The 24,215-nt window shown below is 25.4% G+C and carries 24 protein-coding genes and 1 pseudogene; all 25 read left to right on the top strand.

Annotated elements, in window-relative coordinates; translation table 11 throughout:
* The first annotated feature begins 10 nt into the window (after positions 1-10).
* Entirely contained in the window at positions 11-820 is an 810-nt protein-coding gene (locus QOZ93_RS07645; protein ID WP_307355741.1) for a TlyA family RNA methyltransferase, read from the top strand.
* 12 nt (positions 821-832) lie between these two features.
* The gene (locus QOZ93_RS07640; RefSeq protein ID WP_111941876.1) at positions 833-1,657 is read left to right on the top strand and encodes an NAD(+)/NADH kinase; all 825 of its coding nucleotides are present in this window, start codon (positions 833-835) and stop codon (positions 1,655-1,657) included.
* A gap of 72 nt (positions 1,658-1,729) precedes the next feature.
* Entirely contained in the window at positions 1,730-2,182 is a 453-nt protein-coding gene (locus QOZ93_RS07635) for an arginine repressor (protein WP_111941878.1), read from the top strand.
* 39 nt (positions 2,183-2,221) lie between these two features.
* Positions 2,222-3,919 (top strand): DNA repair protein RecN, encoded by a 1,698-nt coding sequence (recN, locus tag QOZ93_RS07630; RefSeq protein WP_307355740.1) that lies wholly within the window; start codon positions 2,222-2,224, stop codon positions 3,917-3,919.
* A gap of 313 nt (positions 3,920-4,232) precedes the next feature.
* On the top strand, positions 4,233-5,339 hold the full coding sequence (spoIVB, locus tag QOZ93_RS07625; RefSeq protein ID WP_307355739.1) for a SpoIVB peptidase: 1,107 nt from the start codon (positions 4,233-4,235) through the stop codon (positions 5,337-5,339).
* A 177-nt stretch (positions 5,340-5,516) separates the two neighbouring features.
* Complete coding sequence (gene spo0A, locus QOZ93_RS07620; RefSeq protein ID WP_111941884.1) at positions 5,517-6,344, top strand: sporulation transcription factor Spo0A; 828 nt, start codon at positions 5,517-5,519, stop codon at positions 6,342-6,344.
* Positions 6,345-6,481: 137 nt separating this feature from the next.
* Entirely contained in the window at positions 6,482-7,459 is a 978-nt protein-coding gene (locus QOZ93_RS07615) for a tyrosine-type recombinase/integrase (protein WP_307355738.1), read from the top strand.
* Between the two features lie 880 nt (positions 7,460-8,339).
* The gene (locus QOZ93_RS07610) at positions 8,340-8,762 is read left to right on the top strand and encodes a hypothetical protein (protein ID WP_307355737.1); all 423 of its coding nucleotides are present in this window, start codon (positions 8,340-8,342) and stop codon (positions 8,760-8,762) included.
* Positions 8,763-9,166: 404 nt separating this feature from the next.
* The gene (locus QOZ93_RS07605; protein ID WP_307355736.1) at positions 9,167-9,319 is read left to right on the top strand and encodes a hypothetical protein; all 153 of its coding nucleotides are present in this window, start codon (positions 9,167-9,169) and stop codon (positions 9,317-9,319) included.
* Positions 9,320-10,595: 1,276 nt separating this feature from the next.
* Complete coding sequence (locus QOZ93_RS07600) at positions 10,596-10,751, top strand: helix-turn-helix domain-containing protein (protein ID WP_307355735.1); 156 nt, start codon at positions 10,596-10,598, stop codon at positions 10,749-10,751.
* A 47-nt stretch (positions 10,752-10,798) separates the two neighbouring features.
* Positions 10,799-10,966 (top strand): hypothetical protein, encoded by a 168-nt coding sequence (locus tag QOZ93_RS07595; protein ID WP_307355734.1) that lies wholly within the window; start codon positions 10,799-10,801, stop codon positions 10,964-10,966.
* Between the two features lie 32 nt (positions 10,967-10,998).
* Complete coding sequence (locus tag QOZ93_RS07590; protein WP_307355733.1) at positions 10,999-12,471, top strand: DEAD/DEAH box helicase family protein; 1,473 nt, start codon at positions 10,999-11,001, stop codon at positions 12,469-12,471.
* Positions 12,472-13,084: 613 nt separating this feature from the next.
* A complete protein-coding gene (locus QOZ93_RS07585; protein WP_307355732.1) occupies positions 13,085-13,576 on the top strand; it encodes a capsid assembly scaffolding protein Gp46 family protein in 492 nt (163 codons plus the stop codon).
* Between the two features lie 69 nt (positions 13,577-13,645).
* Complete coding sequence (locus tag QOZ93_RS07580; protein ID WP_307355731.1) at positions 13,646-14,491, top strand: hypothetical protein; 846 nt, start codon at positions 13,646-13,648, stop codon at positions 14,489-14,491.
* An 87-nt stretch (positions 14,492-14,578) separates the two neighbouring features.
* Positions 14,579-14,710: a hypothetical protein gene (locus QOZ93_RS07575; protein ID WP_307355730.1), complete on the top strand. Its 132-nt coding sequence runs from the start codon at positions 14,579-14,581 to the stop codon at positions 14,708-14,710.
* Positions 14,710-14,961: a helix-turn-helix domain-containing protein gene (locus tag QOZ93_RS07570; protein ID WP_307355729.1), complete on the top strand. Its 252-nt coding sequence runs from the start codon at positions 14,710-14,712 to the stop codon at positions 14,959-14,961. Before QOZ93_RS07575 ends, QOZ93_RS07570 begins: the two co-directional genes overlap by 1 nt.
* Before the next feature lie 269 nt (positions 14,962-15,230).
* Positions 15,231-16,076, top strand: a complete 846-nt coding sequence (locus QOZ93_RS07565; RefSeq protein WP_307355728.1) for a hypothetical protein — start codon at positions 15,231-15,233, stop codon at positions 16,074-16,076.
* 36 nt (positions 16,077-16,112) lie between these two features.
* Complete coding sequence (locus QOZ93_RS07560; protein ID WP_307355727.1) at positions 16,113-16,511, top strand: hypothetical protein; 399 nt, start codon at positions 16,113-16,115, stop codon at positions 16,509-16,511.
* Positions 16,504-18,075 carry a phage terminase large subunit family protein gene (locus QOZ93_RS07555; RefSeq protein WP_307355726.1) on the top strand — a complete coding sequence of 524 codons (1,572 nt, stop codon included), beginning with the start codon at positions 16,504-16,506 and terminating at the stop codon, positions 18,073-18,075. The genes QOZ93_RS07560 and QOZ93_RS07555 overlap by 8 nt, the downstream gene beginning before the upstream one ends.
* 441 nt (positions 18,076-18,516) lie before the next feature.
* Positions 18,517-19,827 carry a phage portal protein gene (locus tag QOZ93_RS07550; RefSeq protein WP_307355725.1) on the top strand — a complete coding sequence of 437 codons (1,311 nt, stop codon included), beginning with the start codon at positions 18,517-18,519 and terminating at the stop codon, positions 19,825-19,827.
* 1,095 nt (positions 19,828-20,922) lie between these two features.
* The gene (locus QOZ93_RS07545) at positions 20,923-21,174 is read left to right on the top strand and encodes a hypothetical protein (protein ID WP_307355724.1); all 252 of its coding nucleotides are present in this window, start codon (positions 20,923-20,925) and stop codon (positions 21,172-21,174) included.
* Between the two features lie 82 nt (positions 21,175-21,256).
* Positions 21,257-22,072, top strand: coding sequence for a hypothetical protein (locus tag QOZ93_RS07540; protein ID WP_307355723.1), 816 nt, complete (start codon positions 21,257-21,259; stop codon positions 22,070-22,072).
* A 61-nt stretch (positions 22,073-22,133) separates the two neighbouring features.
* Complete coding sequence (locus QOZ93_RS07535; RefSeq protein WP_307355722.1) at positions 22,134-22,484, top strand: hypothetical protein; 351 nt, start codon at positions 22,134-22,136, stop codon at positions 22,482-22,484.
* Between the two features lie 4 nt (positions 22,485-22,488).
* A complete protein-coding gene (locus QOZ93_RS07530; protein ID WP_307355721.1) occupies positions 22,489-23,634 on the top strand; it encodes a hypothetical protein in 1,146 nt (381 codons plus the stop codon).
* Positions 23,635-23,801: 167 nt separating this feature from the next.
* Positions 23,802-23,894, top strand: a pseudogene (locus tag QOZ93_RS07525) (sporulation initiation factor Spo0A C-terminal domain-containing protein); the annotation flags it as partial.
* Positions 23,895-24,215: the final 321 nt, after the last annotated feature.

Genomic DNA, 24,215 nt, shown 5'->3' with positions numbered 1-24,215 from the left:
GGTGGGCACAATGGAAGAGTTAAGAGAACGATTAGATATTTTACTTATAAAAAGAGAGATTTTTAGTTCTAGGGAAAGAGCTAGAGAAAATATTATTAATGGTAAAATTTTCGTGGACGGAAAAGTTGTGACTAAATGTGGAAAGAAAATTTTACACGATAGTAATATTGAATTTAAAGGTGAACCGCTAAAATATGTTAGTAGAGGTGGTTTAAAGTTAGAAAAAGCTTTATTAAAGTTTAATATAAATTTACAAGATAAAGTATGTATTGATATTGGAGCATCTACAGGTGGATTTACACATTGTATGCTTTTAAATGGAGCTAAACAAGTTTTTGCAGTAGATGTTGGTAGAGATCAATTACATGAAAGTTTAAGAAATCATGAGAAGGTAATTTCATATGAGGAAACCAATGTAAGAGCTTTAAATAAAAATCATTTTGGAACCTTAGCTGACTTTGCCTCCATTGATGTTTCATTTATTTCTCTTGAAAAAATTATGGAAAATGTTTTAGGGTTGTTACATGAAAAAGGAGAAATAATGGCACTTATAAAACCACAATTTGAGGCAGGGCATAAGTACTTAAATAAAAAAGGTGTAGTTAAAGACAAAATGGTACACAAAGAAGTTATACTTAGACTATACGAAACTTTTAATAGCCTTAATATGAAAATTTTAAATTTTAGCTATTCTCCAGTTAAAGGTCCTAATGGAAATATAGAATATTTAATTCATTTAACCAAGGACTGTACAAAAGAAAACAATATTTTTTCTACAGATATACATAATGTTATAAGTGAAGCTTTTAACTGCTTATAGTGGGAGGCGGCTATGAATAGAATAGGAATAAATATTAATAGAACAAAAGAAAGAAACAAAGAAATAGTTGATTTTGTAAAATGTACAATATTAAATAATCTAAACGATGCAGAAGTTATAGTATTAGACGAAGTAGAAGCTAATAAAGAATTACTTTCTAGTCTGGATATGGTTATAAGTTTAGGTGGAGATGGAACAATATTAAGTACATCTAGGCTTTTAGAAGAAGTTCCAGTACCAATTTTTGGGGTGAATATTGGGAATTTAGGTTTTTTAACTAGTTCAGATTTAATGGGGTTTGAAGAAGAGCTTATTAACATTATAAATGGGAAATATACTGTAGAAGATAGAATGTTATTAAATTGCAATGTTTATGGAAAAACTGAATCAAATTATAAGGCATTAAATGATTTAGTAATTTGTAAAGGTACATTAGCTAGAATAGTTAAATTTGATATTTACATAGATGGAGAATTATTTACATCTTTTAAGGCCGATGGAGTAATAGTATCTACACCAACAGGATCAACAGCATATTCATTATCTGCAGGTGGTCCAATATTATATCCAACCTTAGAAGCGATATCTATAACTCCTATTTGTCCTCATCTTTTAGGTATGAGAACTTTAGTTGTAAAAAGTGATTGTAAAATTAAAATAGAATACACTTTAAATACGGATAAAGTATTTTTAACTGTAGATGGACAATGGTCAAGAGAAATGGAAGATAAAGAATTTGTAACTATAGAAGCTGCTAAGGAAACTTGTAGACTTATAACCACTGAAAATTATAGTTATTTTAAGGTATTACGTAATAAGTTGTTAATTACTCAATAGTTTATTATGAAAATCAAATTATATGGACAAGTATTTTAAAAATGTAAAAAAATTTTAAAAGAAGGTGGAGCTATGAAAAGTAAACGTCATTCATTAATTTTAGAAATTGTTAATTCTATGGATATTGAAACACAGGAGGAATTAGCTGGAGAGTTAGACAAAAAAGGTATATGTGTAAAACAATCTACATTATCTAGAGACATTAAAGAACTTAGACTAACTAAAGTATTATCTAAAAACAAAAGATATAAATATGCATCAATAGTTAGAAAAGATAATTTAGAATCCGAAAGACTTATGGCTATTCTAGAAAACACTGTGTTAAATATAGAAAAAGTAGATAAGTTTATAATTATAAAGACACTTTCCGGTTCTGCACCAGGAGCAGCTGAAGCCATTGATATTTTAGAATTTGATGATATAGCTGGTACTATAGCTGGAGATAATACTATATTCATATTAGTAAGAACAGAAGAAAAGGCAGAAGAAATGCTACATGAACTTTTAAAATTTATAAATAAATAAATTTTTAATATGATTTAAATGATGAAATGGGGGAATAAAATGCTCCTAGAGTTAAATGTTAAAGATTTTGCTTTAATAGAAAAACTTAGCATAAAATTTCATGAAGGTTTCAATGTATTATTAGGAGAAACTGGTTCAGGTAAAAGTATTATAATTGATGCTATTAATTTTCTTTTAGGAGGAAAATTTAATAAAAATTTTATCAGAACTGGAGAAGGTAAAGCTTTTGTTGAAGGAATCTTTACTATAGAAAATATAGAAACTAAAAAGATTTTAGATGACTTAGGAATCGAGTATGAAGATGTTTTAATAATTAGCAGAGAAACTTATAAATATGGTAAATCTATTGCTAAAATAAATGGAAAATCTGTCATTTTAGGTTCTTTAAAAGAAATAAGTAAAACTTTAATAGATATACATGGACAACATGAAAATCAAAATCTTTTAAATAATAGTGTTCATATACAATATATTGATTATTTTGCTAAAGAAGCTATTTATGAGGTATTAAAAGAGTACAGAATAAAATATTACAAATTAAAAGAAATTGAAAAAAATATGCAATACCTAGAAGAAAAAAAACAGGATGACTTTAGAAAAGCCGAATTTTTAAAATATCAATTAGAAGATATAGAAAAGGCTAATCTAAAAGCACAAGAAGAGGAAGAGTTATTAGAAAGATTTAAACTTTTGAATAACGCGGAACAAATAGAAAATGGATTAAGTAATTGCTATAACATCTTATATAATAGTAATGATGGATATAATTCTGTATATGATAGCTTAAATTTAGTAATTAAAACTTTAAGTAACTTGGAAGAACATAATAAAGACATAAAAAGAATAAAGGATTCCTTTGAAGAATTTTATTATATAATAGAACAAAATGTTCATGATTTAGTAAACATAAAAGATAATATAAGTTATGATAAAGAAGAACTGGATTTCATTAATGAAAGAATTTATTTCTTAGATAACTTAAAGAAAAAATACGGAGAAAGTATTGAAGAAATCTTAAATTATAAAAAACAAATAGAAAAAGAATATTTTGATATACAAAATAGAGAAATTTCTATAGATAAATTAGTTAAAGAAAAGGAACATATAGAAGAAGAATTAAAACTTCTATCAAATAGATTGCATGATATAAGATTAAATATTTCTAAAACATTAGAAAGTGAAATTGAAAAAGAATTTACTTATCTTGGACTAGAGAAAGTTAAATTTAAAGTAGATATAAAATGTTTAGATCAATTTAATGAAAATGGTATAGATAAAGTTAAGTTTCTAGTTTCTACCAATCCTGGAGAACCTTTAAAATCAATGGAGGAAATAGTATCAGGTGGAGAACTTTCCAGAATAATGTTATCTTTAAAAAGTGTCTTTATTAATAAAGATAATGTAGATAGTGTTATATTTGATGAAATAGATAATGGAATTAGTGGAAGAATAGCTCAAAGAGTAGGACACAAGATGTTTTTAATATCTAATAAAAAACAGGTTTTTTGTATAACTCATCTTCCACAAATAGCTGCTATGGCGGATTATTGCTATGTTGTATGGAAAGAAGTAATAAATGATAAAACTTATAGTAATATTAAGCTAGCAGAAGAAAAAGAAAAGGTTGAATTCATAGCAAAAATGCTTGGAGGATTGGAAACTACAGAGTTATCTTTAGAACATGCAGAAGAACTTTTAAATATAGCAAAAGAAAGTAAAAAGAAATTAGTTTCCTAAAATTTAAAAAAAATAAAATATTTATGTTAAAAAAACATCCTTATGGTTAAAATAACTTAGTAAAGTTATAATCATAGGATGTTTTTTTATATTTTTACTTTACATGAAGATAAACTATAGCATAATGAAATTATTAATCGGGAAATTTAAAAGTGAACAAAGAAACAAACTTATTATTATAGATGAAGTTATTTAGGTCTTAGTTAAAATTTTTTATATGTAAATAAAATTTCGTGAAAGAATTAAAACTTTATTATGCAAGAAGTAAATAATTACTTGAAAATAACAAGAGACGAATGGAGGTATGAGAAAATTGGATAATAAAAGTAAAAGAATAAGAGTACTTAAATCTTTAGTATTAAGTATTACATTTGTTTTTACTATGTGTTCATGGAATAAGGCATATAGAGATGATAAAATACCTCAAAGTGATTCTGTAAAGGCAGATGTTGTTAGAAAGGAAAAGAAAGTATATGTTGGTGGGGAACCATTGGGAATAAAGGTTAATACTAAAGGATTATTAGTTATTGGAGTGGCTGACATAGAAACAGAGGAAGGACTAAAAGCTTCTCCTGCTATTAAGGCAGGTATACAAATAGGAGATAACATTTTAAAAGTCCAAAATAATGAAGTAAAATGTAGCGAAGAAATGTCTAAAGTAATAAATAATAACAAAGGAAATAAAATAATTATAGAATTTCAACACAAAGGAAAAAATTACAAAAAAGTTTTAACTCCTGTTAAGAGTAAACTGGACGATAAATATAAAGTAGGAATGTGGGTAAGAGACAGCAGTTCTGGTATAGGTACATTAACATTCTATGATGATGAAACTCACAGATATGGAGCTTTAGGACATGGAATTAGCGATGGAGATACAGGAACTATGATTAACGTAGGTGATGGTAAAATTATGCCCTCCGAAATTATAGCAGTTAAAAAAAGTGTAGAAGGAACTCCAGGTGAACTTAGAGGAATATTTAGTAATGGTAAAGAACCCTTAGGAAATGTAAAAACAAATAATATATGTGGCATATTTGGAGAATACTCTGGAAAAGTTAATTTAAAGAAAAAATTTAAAGAACCAATGCCTATAGCCTATCAAAATGAAATAAAAGAGGGAAAAGCATATATTTATACTACTATTAACGGAAATGCTCCGAAATTATATGAAATAGAAATAGAAAAAACTATACATCAAGAGGAACCCAACTCAAAAAGTATGTTGATTAAAGTAACAGATAAGAGATTATTAGAACAAACAGGTGGAATAGTTCAAGGAATGAGTGGAAGTCCAATTATACAAAATGATAAACTAATAGGTGCTGTAACCCATGTTTTAGTCAATAAACCAAATAAAGGATATGGTATTTATATAGAGTGGATGATGAAAGAGTGCGAATTTTTGCAAAACTACTAGAAAAAAATACTAAAACATAGTAGAATAGAATTAGCATTAAAAGATAGCAAATGCTATCTTTTTTCTTCTGTAAAATAAAAAAAAGATTTTCAAGTGAATTAGAAGGAATTTCCATGCACTTGTCGAATAAATAAATTGTAAACAAATGGAATTTAAAAAGTTAAAGGGGAGTTTAAAATGGAAGATTCAAAAATTAGTGTAATTATTGCAGATGACAATAAGGAATTTTGCAATATTTTAAATGATTATCTTTTAAGTCAAAGGGATATTGTTGTAACAGGTATAGCTAAGGATGGAGTTGAAGCTTTACAGTTAATACAAGAACAAAAACCAGATTTAGTAGTTCTTGATATAATAATGCCACACTTAGATGGACTAGGGGTTTTAGAAAGACTTAATGCTATGGATTTAAATCCAATGCCTAGAGTAATAGTATTATCAGCGGTTGGACAAGATAGGATTACTCAAAGAGCTATAACATTAGGGGCCGATTATTACGTTGTAAAACCATTTGATATGGACGTGTTTACGAAAAGAATAAGACAAATGTTTAATAATACAATAAGCAGTGATGAAATTAAAAAGACAGTGTCTATGGAAATGCCAGTAACTATGACAGTAAAAAATGAAAACAATCAACAAGGAGGACCATTCGATCTAGAAGCAGAAATTACTAATATAATACATGAAATTGGAGTTCCAGCACATATTAAAGGATATATGTATTTAAGAGAAGCTATTAGTATGGTGGTAGAAAACGTTGAACTTTTATCTGCAGTTACTAAAGAACTATATCCTTCTATTGCTAAAAAATATAATACAACAGCTAGTAGAGTAGAAAGAGCTATAAGACATGCTATAGAAGTTGCTTGGGGTAGAGGACAAGTAGAAACTATTAATAAGCTATTTGGCTATACTATCCACAATGATAAAGGCAAACCAACTAATAGTGAATTTATAGCAATGGTAGCAGACAAGCTTAGACTTAAAAATAGAGTAGGCTAAGGTCGTGATATCAATGGGAAAGAGATATGTCGCTTTTTATTTAAAATGATAAATTGTAAAAATATACGTATAAATAAAAATAAAACTTAGGATAGACTTTCTTTGTTTATAAAAAAACAAAGGAGGTCTATTTTTTTGTGTATAAAATTAACTATTTAATTGATGAATTTATGATTTTTTGTGAATCTAAAAATTTGTCCAAAAAAACAATGATGAGTTATGAGCAAAGTTTAAAACTTTTTGCAAAATATTTATTAGAAGAAAAAGATATTATTAATGCTACAGATGTTACAGAGAAAATTATAAGAGAATATATAAATAATACTAAAGATAGAGGGAAATATACATTTTTAATAGATGAGAAAAAACAAGGTGTAAATAACGTGCACAAAAGAGCAGATTATAAAAAACAAATTTCTCTAACAACTATAAATAATTATATAAGAAATATTAAAGTATTCTTTAATTTTTGTTATAATCAAGGATTTCTTAAAAAAGATATAGTTAAGAATATTAGACAACTAAAAAATGAAAGAAAACCTAAAGACTATATAAACGATGAGCAATTTATAGAATTATTAAGACATATGGATACAACAAAATTTCATGAATATAGAGATTATATTATTATTCAAATCTTATTAGATACTGGCATGAGAATAGGAGAATGTTTAGCTATAGAAGTTAAAGATGTTGATATGAATTACAGAAGTATTCTATTACCAGCAGAAAATACAAAAGGAAAAAGAGATAGATATGTTTACTTTAGTCAAATAATGCATAGACAACTTAGAAGATGGTTGCAATATAAAGACAGATATATTACATCAGAATACTTATTTTGTACTACAAAAGGAAATATAGTACAAGTTAGAAGCTTTGAACGAAAATTAAATGATTATGGTAAAAGAATAGGATTAAAAGTAAACCCACATCAGTTAAGAAATAATTTTGCAAAAAGATTTCTTATGGAGGGAGGAAATATATTTACTTTATCTAAAATTCTTGGACATTCATCTGTAACTGTTACAGAACAAGCATATTTAGACTTAACAGATGCAGATATAAGAAAAAATTATCAGAAATTTAGTCCATTAATGAATATAAGAAAATAAGAATTTGTATTAATTAGGTTAAATTAGACGTGGCTTGTTTTCTACTGTATAGCACATTAGAAAGCGTTAAGAGGGTTACACGTTAGATTATATAAAGGAAAAAGGAAGAACGCACTACAATACATTCTTCCTTAGCAACTTAAATTACAAACTATAACAATTAAATAAGAGTTAATCAAACAATTATAAGAATTATAGTCTAATAAGAGTTATGGTCAAACAATTATAAGAATTATTAAATAAGAGTTATAATCAAACAATTAAATAAGAGTTATAGTCTTTATATATATGATATTACAAGATGTAAAAAAATGCAAGTATAAAGGCTTTATTTCCTATACTCAAAATTAGGAAACGGACGCCGAAACCGTAACGAGGTATAATAGAGCCGATGCAAAAAATCTATTTGGACAAGTAATATTTCTGTTATTGTATTATTTGCCCGTAAAACGGATGTATCTAACCGTTAAACAAATTAGATAGGTAGGTCAACTGGATAGCAATATCGACTATATATGTAGCCTATAAGGGTATATTAGGGCAGTTGTTAATATATTAAAGCATATATAACAATAACAGTATTAAAAGAGACTTCAGAAACTCAAAAACTGTAATTCCTTAGAAAGAATTTTTTTATTATGTTCTTTCTAAGGACAAACTATGTAAATTGCTTAGAAATCTAAAAACTGTAACTTAAAACATTGTAAAAGTCAAGAAAAATAAACAAGTTTAAATAGAGAGTGTTTAAATTGCTTAGAAAGTTGTTAGATGAGTAAATGTAGTAAATACCACCTAGAAATGAATGAGAGTGTATTTTAGTGACGTAGTTAAGCCATTTATAAAGGTTGAACAATATGAACAAACCTTAGATACATAGAATATGTGTATGCAATTGATAAACAATTTTAAAATCGGTTTAACCGAGTTGCAAAGAGGAGTAGGAAATGTAAATCCTATGAAAATGGCTAGATGTATAATGGAATTAGAAAGAATTTATGGGATAAGACAAGGTAGTGCTAATGAAAAAGGAATTAATCAATATATTGGTCAGTCAGATAATCTTACTCACCAAAAAACACAAGTAGATTTAGCTAAACAATTAGCTATGAGTAAACAACAGTTATCTGATTATAAAAAATTAAATGAATTAATCCCAGAGTTACAATCATTGGTTGAAACAGGAGATTTAAAATCTACTACTGCATATAAAATATGGGCTAAATGTCCGAATTACCTCAAGAAAATCAAACAAGCAAATTGTGGGTTTGATAACTCAAAAAGATATAGCAAAAAAGGATCCTAAGTTTAACTTAGAACACTCTTTTAACATCCTAAGTCATGACTTTAGAAAATAATAAATTTGATATTAAATTATCTATATTATTAAAAATTTCTGATGAATTAAATGTAGATATAAAAGAGTTGTATGAAATAAAATAAAGATTCGAAGGGCGAAAAAAATCTCCATTCGAAACTTCGATACTCCTTTTTTAAAGGATGTTGGACGGTCAAAACTTCGACACTCCTTTGAAACATAGCCAAAAGCAATTTTGCGTTGGGATGTGTTAAATTAGCACATCTAATATAACTCAATAGCAATTTACGATTAAGTTTCACAACTCAATTTTGAGCCACCAATGTTCTAATTTTTAAAAGTTTTATCTATTTCTATAATTTATACATGACACACGCTAGAAAGCAATAAGAGTGCTTTTAGGTCACCAATTTAAGCCATTTATAGATAGTAGCCATAAGTGGCTTGTATTAATTTTAGAAGTCTATAGTACCAGTGAGGTAGTGGAGCTTGGAAATAATTTCGTATCTCCAAAGGAAAGCATGAAAAGTGCAAGAAAACGTTAAATGTGAAGTTTTATTCAAATCGCTGTAACCCTCATGAATAAAGGGCTTAGACATGGTTTGAAATATGATTTTACCGTTTCCTAATATGTAATACATATAAAGAAAGAAAATATATGAGAAACAAATAATTTTACTAGACGCATAGAAAAACTCTGTAACCATTGATATTACTAGGTTTACAAAGGTTTTATCAATCCTAAGAAATTTTTTGAAGTGGTCAAACCTGTTGATATGACTAGGGTTATAGGCAATTTATGAAAATACGCACTATGAGAAAGAAAATGTTTGAAACGTAAAACTATTCAAACCTAGCCTATACCAACGGTTACAAAGGTTTTAGATTGAATTTGAAAACTGCATAAAACTCTGTAACCTATTGATATCACTAGAGTTACAAGGATTTTTCACTTTTTACCTTATGGAAACCAACTATACTCACAAAGAATGTTTAAAATAGACTATATAGAAAAACAGAGCAAATAGAAGATAAAAATTTAAATGTGAAAAATGTTCGAAACGTAAAATGTAATGTAACTATTGCTATTACTAGCGTACAAGGATATCGATATCAACTTGTAATTATTTACAATTAAATTTTAATTGCACGTGAAGGGTAAATATGGCTAAATATAACCAATGACTATTAAAAGTAGTAGGCTAATCACTTTTTAGTATATGGAAGGTAAGTTTGCTAGAGCCGATTTTTAAAAACAAAAAAATAATATGAAAATATAAAAAATAGCCAAATGTAACGGAATAGAAGAATTGCTACGTTGCCCATAAATAAAAGGTTTGGACGTAGTTTTCAATCCAATTTTCCCATTTACTAATATGTAATACAGAAATAACATTTTTTAAAATTTTAAATTATACAGATAAGATAAAAAAGGACAAAAACGCTAAATGTCCGAAACGTAAAAACTCTGTAACCCGTTGATATCGCTAACTTTAGACTACGTTTTATAAAATTTTTACCAATCTCTTATATGTAGTACAAGAGTAACATTTTTTTATAAAGTATATTTTTAGTTTAATCTAACTTGATTAAATTATAAAGTGTACTTTTATGTATACTTCCATGAATTTTTATTTTTGTTTATTTTATTCATCAAAATATTCTCTAATTTTAAAAGAATATTTGAGTTGTTAATATTTAAAAGGTGTGTAGTTAATTTGCTACACATCTATATTATTTTAAAATTTTTTTATGTGAATTTAGTTTAAATATAAATTTAAAATATAGATATATCAACATTTATAGATAGGAGGAATAAAAATGTATGTTAAATTAAACAAAGAGCAAGTTAAAGAAATTAAGATATTAATTAAAACTACTAATATTAAACAACAGGATATTGCACAATTATATAATGTTAGTAGAACTTTAATAAGCTTAATAAAAAATAATAAAATTTATGCAGATATAAATTAACCTATAAGGGTTATTTAAATATATAATTGAAGAAAGGATTTGATTAAATGAAACCAATACAAGTAATAAGAAATTATAGTGATGCTAATGTATTATTGGAAAAAGGACATAAAATTATTAAAATAGATAGAGATAGAAGAAATAGGAACTTTCTAATATTTTTATTTGTTAATAATGAAAAATTACAAGAAGATTTAAAAGCAATAACTATTTAAAGTTTTATGTGTGATGAAAGGATTTGATGATAATGAGAAAGTATGTACAAGATATAATAGGACAAGCATATAAGGAATGGAAAAAAGGAGATAATATATTAATTAATTGTGGTACAGGACAGGGAAAAACTTATTTTGTAAAAAATATATTAAAGGATTATTGTAAACAAAATAATTTGAAAATTTTATATTTATGCAATAGAACAAATTTAAAGAAACAAGTAAAAAATGATATAGAACAAGATAATACAATTACAGTATTAACTTATCAAAAAATCGAACGAACTGTTTTGGAAAGAATTAATCTTGATAATTTTGATTATATAATATGTGATGAAGCACATTACTTCTTTACAGATGCAAGTTTTAATAGAACTACAGATTTATCGTTTGAATGGATAGTAAGTAATAATGCTTGTAAAATATTAATGACTGCTACTGCATGGAGCTTAAAGAAGTATTTTAAAGAGTATAACATAAGTCTTAATTATACATATGAATTAGAAACAGATTATTCTTATATTAAAAAAATAATATGCTTTAAGAAATCTGAAACTATCGAAGGTATTATAGAAAATATACCACAAGATGAAAAAATATTATTCTTTAGTGGTTGCAAAAGAGGATTAGAAATAAGTAAAAAATATAAAGGTGCATTTATATGTAGCCAATGGAATGATAAATATAAAAAATATATGGATGAAGAAGAATTGAAAAATATAACTCAAAATAGTAGTTTTAACAATCATTTATTATGTACAACTACTGCATTAGATAATGGAGTAAATATAATAGATAAAGACGTTAAACATATAATCTTAGATGTAGTTGATAGAGATACATTTATACAATGCTTAGGTAGAAAAAGAATTATAGAAAATGAAAAGATTACTTTATATTTTGCAGATGTAAGCAATAAAAGAATTAATGGATTTAGAACTAAAATAGTTAATTCTTTAAATGAAGCAGATAGTCTAATTAAACATGGAGATATAAAATATACGGATTTTAATTATAAGAGAGTTACAGATAAAAGAATTATTGATGATATAGTGATAGATGGTAAAATACATAAACAAGTAAATAAATGTATGTATGCAAAATTTAAAAATGATTTAGTATTATATAGTGCTTTAAGTGATAAAAAATTAAATAGTATAAATAAAGGTAGAGTATTCCAAAGTATTATTGCTAATCAATTAAAAGTTAATTTGTGTGATATTGAAGAATTAGAAATAATTAAAGAAATATTATCTTTGGAAGAAACTTTAGGTAATATTGTAGGTAAAAAACTATTTAAAGAAGAAAAAAAGCAATTGATTGAATTTATAGGACTTAAAGATGCTAGAGGTAGATTACAAAAGAGTATAGGGCAATTAAATGAATATTTAATAGAAAATAAATTAAATTATGTAATTAATGAAGGTAAAAGAAAATCTTATAGAGATATAGATGGAAAAGTTAAAAAAGAAAAATCACATTGGATAATTGAGAAAATAGGTTAAAATTTTAAATTAGGGGTACTTTTCAAACCTACTATTATATATAAAAACAATTATTAAAATATATAATATAATAACTTTGAAAAGTACCCTTAACTATAAATGTAGACAAAAATGTGGAGTATCCTATATTATAGTAAACTCCATAAAAATGTCTACAAAATTTTATTATAACATACAATTACAGATAAATCAATAAAAATAAACGGAACGAAAGCGTGAAGTGGTTTTCTTCACGATTGAGTAACAAACACTTTTCGACCATAGGGAGAAAGTGTGCGTTAGTTAGACAGATTATTAAATGTAATTAATTAACTCTTATTTATTCTTCCCTTTTCTATTATTAATAGTAAAAGTAGAATGGCTTAAATAAAGGGTTAGAGTGCTATGAAAATGCGATTAGAAAATATTGTAGATTTATGAGTCGCATCGCATTATTAGATGGCTCTAAGTGGCATTATACCGTAGCCAAAAGTGGTAATATTGTATGTATTTTATCTACATACATATACATAAAATAACATTAAAATAATTAAAAATAAAAGGCTTTATAGTTTAAAACTTCATGCCCATAATTGGGTAAAGGGTTAGATTATAAAAACTTTAGGAGGTATTTATGGAAAATAATCAAACAAAAACATTTACAGAAGAAGAAGTTAATAAAATAATACAAAGTGAAAATGATAAGATTAGAACAGAGTATTCTAATAAGATTAAAACTATTGAAGAAGAATTAAATAAGTATAAGCCAAAGGAAAAATCAGAAAATGAAATTGAATTAGAAAATAAAATTAAACAACTAGAACAGAAGGAAAAAGAGTTAGCAGCAAAAGAAAATCAATTTAAAATTAATAATATCTTAGAAACTAACGGTCTACCTACACAACTTGGTAAATATTTAAATGCTACAGGGGTACAGGATTTAGAAAGTTATGTTGGAGAAGTAAAAGAAATTATAAATAAACAAATAATTAATAGTTCTTTTAAACCTTCTAATCATGGTGGAAATAAAGGTATAACTAAAGAAGAATTTAAAAATATGAGTTATGAGCAACAGCTAAATTTATATAACAGTAATAAAGAATTATATAATCAATTAAGCCAATAGGAAAGCATTTACTTTTAATAGTAGGTGCTTTTTTTATACATAAAATTAAAATTTAAAGGAGATGTTTTTATGAGTAATAACGTTATAGTACCAGAAATTTTTAAGAACATAGTGGGAGCAAAATTTAAAGAAAAGGTTAAATTATTAAATCTTGCAGTAGATTTAGGACAAATTCCAGAGTTTAGTGAAGTAGGAGATACAATTCATTTTCCAAAGTTTAAAGCTTTAGACACTTCAAAAATGAAAGAAATGAAAAAAGGTGATATTTTAGATGTTACAGAATTAGAACAAGAAGATAGCACAGCAGTAATTAAACAAGTTGGATTTGCAAGTAGAGTATTTGATATTGTTGATTTAACTGCATTTGGTAACCATGTGCAAGAAAATGCTAGACAACACGCTACTATATTTGCTAGAAAATTAGATGATGATATTGCAAAAGAAGCACAAGCAACACCTTTAAAAGTTGCAACAGGTAATGCAGATACATTAACTATAGCAGAATTAAGCCAAGGAATGACTTTATTCGGAGATGAAATAGATACAGAGGAATTTAATGGAATAGTTATTAATAGTAGATTAGTTGGTAGTATGTATGCTATGCCAGAGTTTGTTAATACAGGTTTAACTTATACTAAAGAAGGTAATGGTATAGTTAAAAATGGTTGTATAGGACTATGGAGGGGTATTCCTGTATATGTAGCAGACCATGGCACTTATGATACCACTAAGAAAGAATGTATTACTTACATAATTAAAAATGGTGCATTAGGCTATAAAATGAAAAGAGATTTAAACATCGAATTAGATAGACAAGCAAAGTCTAAGGCAACAGATGTTGTAACAGATATGATCTATGCAACTAAACTATTAAAAGATGATGGATTAGTTGTTATAAGAAAAACTATAGCATAGACTTTAAAGGTAAATTGGACTAGGGAGAATTTTCTCTTTAGTCCTTTTTAAAAAAGTAAAAAGTTAATAGTAAAGGAGAAATTAATAATGGATAAAATAGCAGAATTATTAAAAAGTATTAGTAATAATTGTAAGAAGTTAGATAAAGACTGTAATAATATTTTAGAAAATAATAATAGAGTTTTATCTAATAATAAAAAAATAGAAGGTGATAAGTAATGCTAAGTATAGAAAAAATGAGAAATATAAGAAATCTGTATCATATAAATCAATCAGATTTAGGAAAAGAAATGGGTATTTCAAAAAATAGAATAAGTCAAGTTGAAAATCATGCAGTAGGATTAACAAGAGAGTTTCATGATCGCTATATGAGTGCTATATATACTATAGTACAAAAAGATAAAAATAAATTAACAGATGATATGCTAGAAATGGCAGAAGCGATAGAAGAATTAAAGGAGGTAAAGTAATATGGATAGTAATACAAGTTTAATATTATTAGTTTTAATTGTTGCAGTTGCAGAAATAACAAAAAAATATATAGATAAAAAATATAAATAAGAAAGGTAGGTGTAGTAAGAGTTTAAGTTTAATTTAAATAATGTATAAGTAGTACAAATATATAAATTAAAGGAGTGTTAGATTAAAAAATAAGTTAAGTTAAATGTTAAGTTAAAGGTTTGTTTAAACTTATATGTTTGATGTTAGGTCAATAGAAAAAAACATCTTACATATATATATGGAAAATTTACAAATAAAAATAAATGAAAATAAGGATATATCATGGGTTAGAACAGAAAATATGAAGAAAGTAGATTATTTATGTTTAAGTGATGATATAGATAGTTTATTTAGTTGTATTATATTACGGGATTTATTCCCTAATTTAAGTATAGGAGCGTTTTATAATTTTAGTGAATTATATTCTAAGGAAAATGCTAAATTTGATAAATATGTTATAGGAGTAGACATGGATATAATTAAAGGTCATGCTTTTGGTAACCATGTAACCAAAATAAGTAAAAAAGATACATATAATACTAAGTGCTTTAATTTAAATAATATTTATAACATTAGCAGAGAAAATTATTATCAGAAATATTGTGGTAGTACATTATTAACTATCATTAGTTTATATAATGTAGATATAAATAATTTAAATGACGAAGCCAAAATTGGATTACTTGCAATAGATAGTACATATATGGGTTATTACTTTAATAACGGTTATTATTGTAAAAAATACTTAAAGGAATTAGAATTAGATTGTTTAATAGACATATTAGAAAAGTATCCTAAATACAAGTTTCAGGAAACTATTAGAAAGTATAATTTAACAGAAAAAATATACATAAATAAAGAAGGTAAACTAACAACAAAAATAGATTTAATTGGTCTATCAGAGTTGTTTGGTTTACCTTTTATTATGCCTAAAGCTAAATTTAATAAATGTTGTAGTTATAACAGTAAAGTTAAAAATATTAATTATAATATTACTAAAAATGATTTAAAAGAAGATATATTCAGTTTTGTTTTAAGCAGAAAGAATTTAATTAAATATAGTGTTAAGGGTATCCGATTTTAAGGATACCTTTTTATTTATTAGAAAGGAAGTGGTTAAGTGGGTATTACAACTAATATAAAAAAACATTTAGGCTCTAACGCAAATAAGATTAGTTATTTTGTTAAGTGGTATGTAGATTCAAATAAATCTAAGGAATCATATGATAAGGATTGTAAATATAATACGGTGGTGGAATATGAACACGCTATGAAAGAATGGCTTATAAGAGAAGATGTGCAAGATGCTATTAAAAGTTATATGCAAAGTCAAGCAAATATAAAAATGATCCAAATGTTTGAAAGTATGTATAAAAAAGCAATTAATAAAGGTGATGTAAAATGTGCAGAGTGGTGTCAGAAATTTTATAAATCAGATTTCTTTAAAAATGATGAGAATGAAATAGATAATTATTTAGATGGAATTGATATACCAGAGTTAGGTGATAACAATGGCTAATATTAAAAAAGAAAATGCTAGGAAACTCCAATATTTATTTAAAGATGGAAATGAGAAAGATTTTATAAAAGCATTTATAAAAATAGTTAATAAAGATACTAAAACAGTACCATTTGTATTAACTGCAGAACAACAACAATTTGTAGAAGGATTAGAAAAGTTTAATATAGTGCTTAAAAGTAGACAACTAGGTTTAAGTGTTATAACTGTTGCTTTAAGTATAAGGCAATGTATTGTATATCCTAATAGTTGTTGTTTATTGGTATCACACGATCAAAAATCATGTAATGCAATATTTGATAAATTAAAACAACAATTTAATAGTTTGCCACAATGGTTAAAACCTAAGCAGATAGCAAATAACAGGCAAGAAATTAAACTTGTTAATGGTAGTAAGATAACTTGTACTTGTGCAGGTAATAAAGACGTTGGACGGGGAGATACATTACATATAGTCCATTTATCAGAGTTTGCATTTTGGAAATTACAAAATAAACAATTAAACAGTATAACACAAGCATTAGCACCATCTGGAAAGCTAATAATAGAAAGTACAGCAAATGGACTTAACTATTTCCACGATTTATATTTTAAAGCAAAAAATAATGAGAATAGTTATAAATCATTTTTCTTTAATTGGATTAATGGATCATCTTTATTTAAAAAGGACTATGAGAATAGTATAAAAATATATAAGGCTAGGAATAATGGTAAAATACTTTCTCAACTTGAATTAGATGAAGAAGAACAAGAATTATTTAAATTAGGTGCAACAATAGAACAACTTATGTGGCGTAGGTTAAAAGTTGCTAGTACAGGATTAGATGCTTTCCACCAAGAATATCCAAGTACAGATTTAGAAGCGTTTATAAGCACAGGTGCATCTGTATTTAATAATAAGAAAATTACAGATACAGAAAAAGCAATTATTAATAATAAAAATAAAGAATTAGATATTAAGAATATAGTTGGTTTACCTAATTTATTAAAGGTATATAGAAATAGTATTAAAATATGGCAAATTCCTAAAGTTGGAGAACGTTATTACATAGGAGCAGATTTAAGTGAAGGTGTAGGCAAAGACTATAGTGTAATACAAGTTTTAGATAAAGATAATGAACAAGTTTTAGAATTTAGAAATAATAATATAAAACCATATAAAATGGCAGAAATTATTAATGTATTAGGTAGATATTATAATAACGGATTGCTAACGATAGAGAAAGCAAGTGGTGGACATTCTGTAATAGAACGTCTACGCTATGAATTTAAATACATGAATATGACTAAATATAAAACCTATGACCAGTTTAACAGAACTATATGGAACGTTGGATTTGATACTAATAGTAAAAGTAAGAGTATTATAATTAATAATTTCGTAGAGTTGTTTGAAAAAGGTCAACTATTAATTAATAGTAGAACGCTATTGCAAGAGATGAAAGTTTTTGAAATTAATGATAATGGTAGTATGGGTGCTATTAGTGGTAGCCATGATGATACAGTAATGGCTATGGCTCTTGCAATAGTTAGTCGCTTAAATAAATTTTATTATCAGATGTAAATTACCACATTCGTCATATTCGCCATATGTGGAGAAACCCAATTGGAAGGGTATAGCCAAAAGTGGCAACGCCCCAATTTAGGGCGACCTTGGTAAAAATTCGGATTTTCAGATTCCGAAACTCTATTTTTATAGAGAAATATGTATTTATATATTATATGTCTGTTACACAGATTATGTGTATCAGTTTTTAACTGACTAATTTAAACTTAGTCAGTTATATATATAAATTAGTTAATTATTACTTAAAATATAGATAATCTTTATATAAAAATAAGCCTACTAAAAATAAGTAGACTTATGCTAAGTTGCTATAAGTGAACTTCATAAGCTACGCTTACTACGTTGCACTTCTAGCGTATGCTATAGAATTTTAAATGTTGCTATATTTTACAAAATATTAACTATTGTTTTATAGATTATTTATTATAGGAGGTTTTTATGCAAAATTTAGAACAATATATACAAGATAAATATGAAGGAAATTATAATTGGTTTACAAAAGAAATAAAAGAAAGTTATCACTTAAGGAGAATTGCAGATGTAATTAATAACAAGCAATATTTAAGTGGTAGCCATAAGATTTTACAAAGAAAAGATTTTAAATGGAAAAAAGAGCAGTATATAACTAAGAAATTGATATTACAACAAGCAAAAACAATATTAAATTTTCATTCTACATATTTGCTAGGAAAGGATATATCTTTAATAGGTAGCGAAAAAAAGGTACAAGAATATGAAAAGATATATAGAAAAGGTAATTTTCACAATACAGATTTTAATATACTTATTAATTGCTTAAAGTATGCAGATGTATATGAATATGTATATATACAAAATGGAGTTATTAAAAGTAAGTTAATTAGTCCAGAAGATGGATACCCAATATATTCTGAAGATACAGGGGAGTATATAGGATTTATAGAACATTGGACTAATGCACTAAATAATATAAGTTATTATTATATCTATTATCCAAACAAAGTACAATATTGGAATAATGAAGGTGGAGAATTACATTTAGAAAATGAAAATAACAATGTAAGTGGTTTACCTATACACTATTCCAATTGTGAGAGTGAATATAATCATTTTGGTACAAGCATACTACAAGATATTAAACCATGCTTGGATGAAATGGAAGATATATTAAGTAAAATGGGAGATAGTATATATACTTTAAGTTTAAGTCCTATTGGTGTAAGCGTCGGACAAACTATAGAAGGTACAATAGATTCAGATGCAGTAGGTTATAGTATTAACCTAGATACAGGAGATTTTAATTTTAAAAATGCACAATTAGATTATAATTCAATTAAATTATACATAGATAAGATACAACAACAATTAAACTTTATAGCACATATGCCAAGTATAGCAACAGGTAACGCTAACGTTGCGAACGTGAGCGAAGTATCATTAAAATTGTTATATCAATTAGCAGATGTATTAGCGATGATTAATGAGAAATGGATCAGAAAAGGAATTCAAAATAGATTTAGAATTATAGATAAGTTATTAGAATTAAATGGAATTAGATTTAAAGATAATGAGTATATAGACGTAGAATTTAATTATAGTAGACCTGTTAATCAATCTGAATTAATAGATAACTTAACAAAACAAAGAAGTGTAGGAGCAATTAGCGTAGAAAGTATTATAGAAAAAAGTGATATAACAAAAGATAAAATACAAGAGTTGCAAAGATTACAGAGAGAAGGGAATATAGACGATACAAAGTGTGATGAGTAGATATATTAGTGGTGTCATAACTTAGTGTCATAAGTATAGATATTCTCCAATCTTGGGGAATGTAAATTGCTTGTAAGTATAGAGTATATGCAAGTTATAACGGTGTCATAAGTGGTGTCATAAGTATAGGTTAATAGTTAGGGGAACAGTTGTTCTATAATAGGACAGTTATGTTCCCACTATTAAGCAATATATCTTAATTTAAATTACAAATATACACTTATTTCCAAGGTAATTAATGTAAAATACAATTATATCCAACTTATTTTATTAATTATTAGTATAGTTTGATTAAAAATAATTTAAAAATATAGTTATCACCTATTAAATGGAATAAAAAGTTAAAAGGTGGTTATACGAACTATATACATAATATAAAATATAATCATTCGTATTCAAATTGAATCATAGTCTAAATAATGTCGTTAAATAATGATTTCGCGTCATTATATAAATATATAAAAACTAGTACAATGTAGATATATCAATAGGTTTAGGGTTTTAAGAGGTTATGAATGATGTCATTATTTAATTTAATAGAAAAATGAGTATAATTCGGTTAATAAAATGTAAATAAAAATGTTAATTATTAATATATCATTCATAATATTAGAAATAAATGGAATGAAATTAGAATGGAAAATTATACAACTGTAGTTACTTCAATATCGACCTTACAATATCTATTTTAAGAGGTTAAAATATTGAAGGTAGTGTAATTGGTATACATGAATATTTAAGAGTCTTAGAATTGATTTTGGAACGTTTTAGATATATACAGAGTGATAGTACACTATAAATTGGAAATAGATACGAAAATAAGAATTATTTATAGAATTAGAATTTAAATTTGATTTCGACATGGATAGTCATTACCCCTTTTACAGAAAAGATGTGGTAACTAATATAAAATATTCCCACAGTAAAATTTTATCGCTATCTATGTAGATAAAATAATCGGACGGCTCCATTTGGTTCTCGTTATCACTAACCACCATTTGGTTGTCGCTATCATTTTGAGTGATAGCAATAATATAAGTTAAAATTATTAAATTAAAAGAGGTGAATTTATAAGAAAGTATGAGGTAAAAAATTATGGAAAGTGAAATTTTAATAAATCTGTTTAAGTTTTCTCCAGTTGTTGGAGCTTTCTTTGTATTTTGGTTTTATCAAAGAAAAGATTTTAAAGAATTTGTATCAGAAGTTCAACAAGATAATAAGAAAAGAGAACAACTCCTGAATGAAACTATACAGAGAAATCAGGATATTATAAGTAATCTATCATTAAATAATAATAGATTAGAGAAGATTGAAAAAGATATAGAAGATATAAAAGAAAATATATAAGAGTATAAATATTTACATTTTTCAAACTTTGTATTAATATTTAATTTGTACATATATTTTTGCAAAAGGGGATAGGTGAGAAATGAAAAAGAAAATAATTATAGGGGTATTGGTTATTATTATAATAGCAATTATAGGATTTATGATAAGTATGAAAGATTATTTTGCACTAACTGAATATACAGATTATATAGTAGAAGCAAATGATGAAATTATAAATAAAAATTATGATGAAGCTTTAAAATATGCTAATAAAGCTCAAAAATTAAGAGATTGTCAAGAAGTTGCAGATTTAAAAAAATCAATTGATAATGCTAAACATTATGATTATAATAACTTTATAGATGAAATGAATAAAAAAAATTATAGTTTAGCAAAAGTTTATTTTGATAAACTTGAAAATAAAACGGAAAAAGAAAAAGCAATAAAACTTGTTAATGATACTGTAAATAATAGTTATAAAGAAATAGATAAATTAATTAAAGAAAATAAAATAAAACAGGCAAAAGAATTAATTTCAAATACATTATCTTTTAATTATGATGATACAAGATTATTAAATTTGCAAAAACAATGTATTAAATTAGAAAATAAAAATTATGTTGAGAATGTAAAAGAAAAAAATGTGGTAGAACAAAATAATTACAAACCACAACTTATTACCAATTCGGATAATTTAAAGATATGGAAAGTTTATTTGTTAGCTGGAAAGAGTTATATTTTTAAGATTAATGTAAGTAATGGAGAAGATAGTAATGTTATAGTACATTTAGGCGAAAAATTATTAATTAATGAAATAGGAAAAGGAAATTTTGCTGGAGAAGTATCTGTACTAGAAGATGGCTGGTATAGATTAAAAATTGAAACTAATATGGGATATAGTTGGAAATTTGAATAAAAATATATTAAGAACACTTTAGGGTGTTCTTTTTTTATACAATTTAAAGGAGGTTTAAAGCATGAAAGTATTAGAAAGGTTAAAAATAGAATTAAATAATAAAGATTATTTTGAAGATGATACATATAAAATGTATTTATCAGAAAATGAATTAAAATTTGATGATGAGTATAAAAAAGAAACTATGCAAAGAAATTTATTACTTGCAATAGTAGATATATTAGAATCAGTTGCGAATGATGTGGACTTGATGAGAAAAGTTACAGATGAAACTATAGGATTATCTACAGGAGAAGCGTATAAAATATTAAGACAAAGAATAAATGATATTAAACAAAGAATTGCAAGTTTACCTTTAACAGAAGAATCTTACTCAAATGCAAGTATGCTATTTTCAAAAGGTAGAAGGTGATAATATGAATACATTACTTAATCATTTTAACAATATGCTTAAAAGACAAGGTAAAGAGTGTATAGTTAATCAGAGCAAAAAAATTAAAGTTATATTTAGGGAAATTAAGGATTTAAAAGGTAACCAAGATATAAAATATGTGTTAGCTGCTAATACAGAGCAAATAGAACAAGGATATTTATTAGAATTTGATAAAAAGTTATATATGGTTATGCAAGTAGATAAATCTTTTAATAATATTTATACAAGATTTATAATACAAGACTTTACACATACAATAAAAATTAATAAAATAGAAGTACCTGTATTTTTTAAAGATATTGTATTAAAAATGAATGAAACAATGGTACAATATGATAATACAAAATTAATAATGTATAGTCCTTTTATCAAGGATAGTCTTGTAAATTGTAGATTTGTATTAAATGGTCAAGCATGGATAGTTAAATCTGAAAATAAGGCTTATAGTAAAAATATAACTATATATAATGTAGAAAGAGATTTAAATGTAGATCAAGATAAGGAAAAGAATTTTGATAATACTATAGAATTTAAAGGATTAGATAATACAATTAATACACCAATAGAACCATCTAAACCAGATATTACACCAACAGAGCCAACAGATACATATGAGGTTAAGTTATCTGAAAGTATTAAAACTAATATGCTAGAAGGCGATAATCAAGTAATAACATATGAAGTATTAAAAAATGATATGTTTTCTGGAGATGCTTTAGCGTGTAAAGTAACTACTATTGATAATAATGTTGTTAATGTTAAAATTAAATATCAAAAGATATATATTGATGCTATTAAAGAAGGTAATGCAACTATAACCATTACATATTATAATTATATTAAAACTTATAATATTGAAGTTAAAGCAAAAGAGGTTCAGAAAACAGTAATTATAGGTGATGATAAATTAAAACTTCAAAGATATACAGAATTTAAACTAGATAAGGAAATAAAAGATATATCATGGAAAGTTGATAATTGTAGTGTAACTATTAAAAAATCAGATAATCAAAGTTGTATTTTATATTGTAAGAATAGAAGTCTAATAGGACAAACTATTAAATTACAAGTAGTTAAAGAAGAAACTATTTTAGTTGAAAAAGAAATAAAAATAGTCGGAGCTTTGTAATCTAGGTAAATATTTTTTATTAAAGTTTTCAGAAAACTATTGATTTTATTTTAATATGGGTATATTATGAGTGTATGAATAAAATGCATGAAATCTTATAAACAAAGAAAAATTTAATGAAGTTTTATTATATATAAATTACGTAAAGCATTGATATTACTACGTTCTATACTATCCACAATGATAAAGGCAAACCAACTAATAGTGAATTTATAGCAATGGTAGCAGACAAGCTTAGACTTAAAAATAGAGTAGGCTAAGGTCGTGATATCAAGAAAGTGGACACAAATAATAGCAATAAATTTTTAAAAATACATATAGTTTTTAGAAAAATATTGCAACAAATTAAAAAAATCACTACATGAATACACTTTTTATTTATTATTTTTAATTAAGTAAAATAAGGAGTGTATTTTTTATGTTTAAAATTTATAGTATAAAATTATAAAAATTATATTGTTAAAGTCAAAGTTAAATATAGGAAAAAATATATATTGTAATAAAGTTTATTTTTATAAATTTGAAATTTATTTGTAATATTTTTGTAGCACTTTTGTAACGATACTTATTTAAAAAATAGT

Source organism: Hathewaya limosa, from assembly GCF_030815255.1.
GTDB classification, from domain to species: Bacteria; Bacillota; Clostridia; order Clostridiales; family Clostridiaceae; genus Hathewaya; species Hathewaya limosa.
This window is presented reverse-complemented; position numbering and strand designations above follow the sequence as displayed.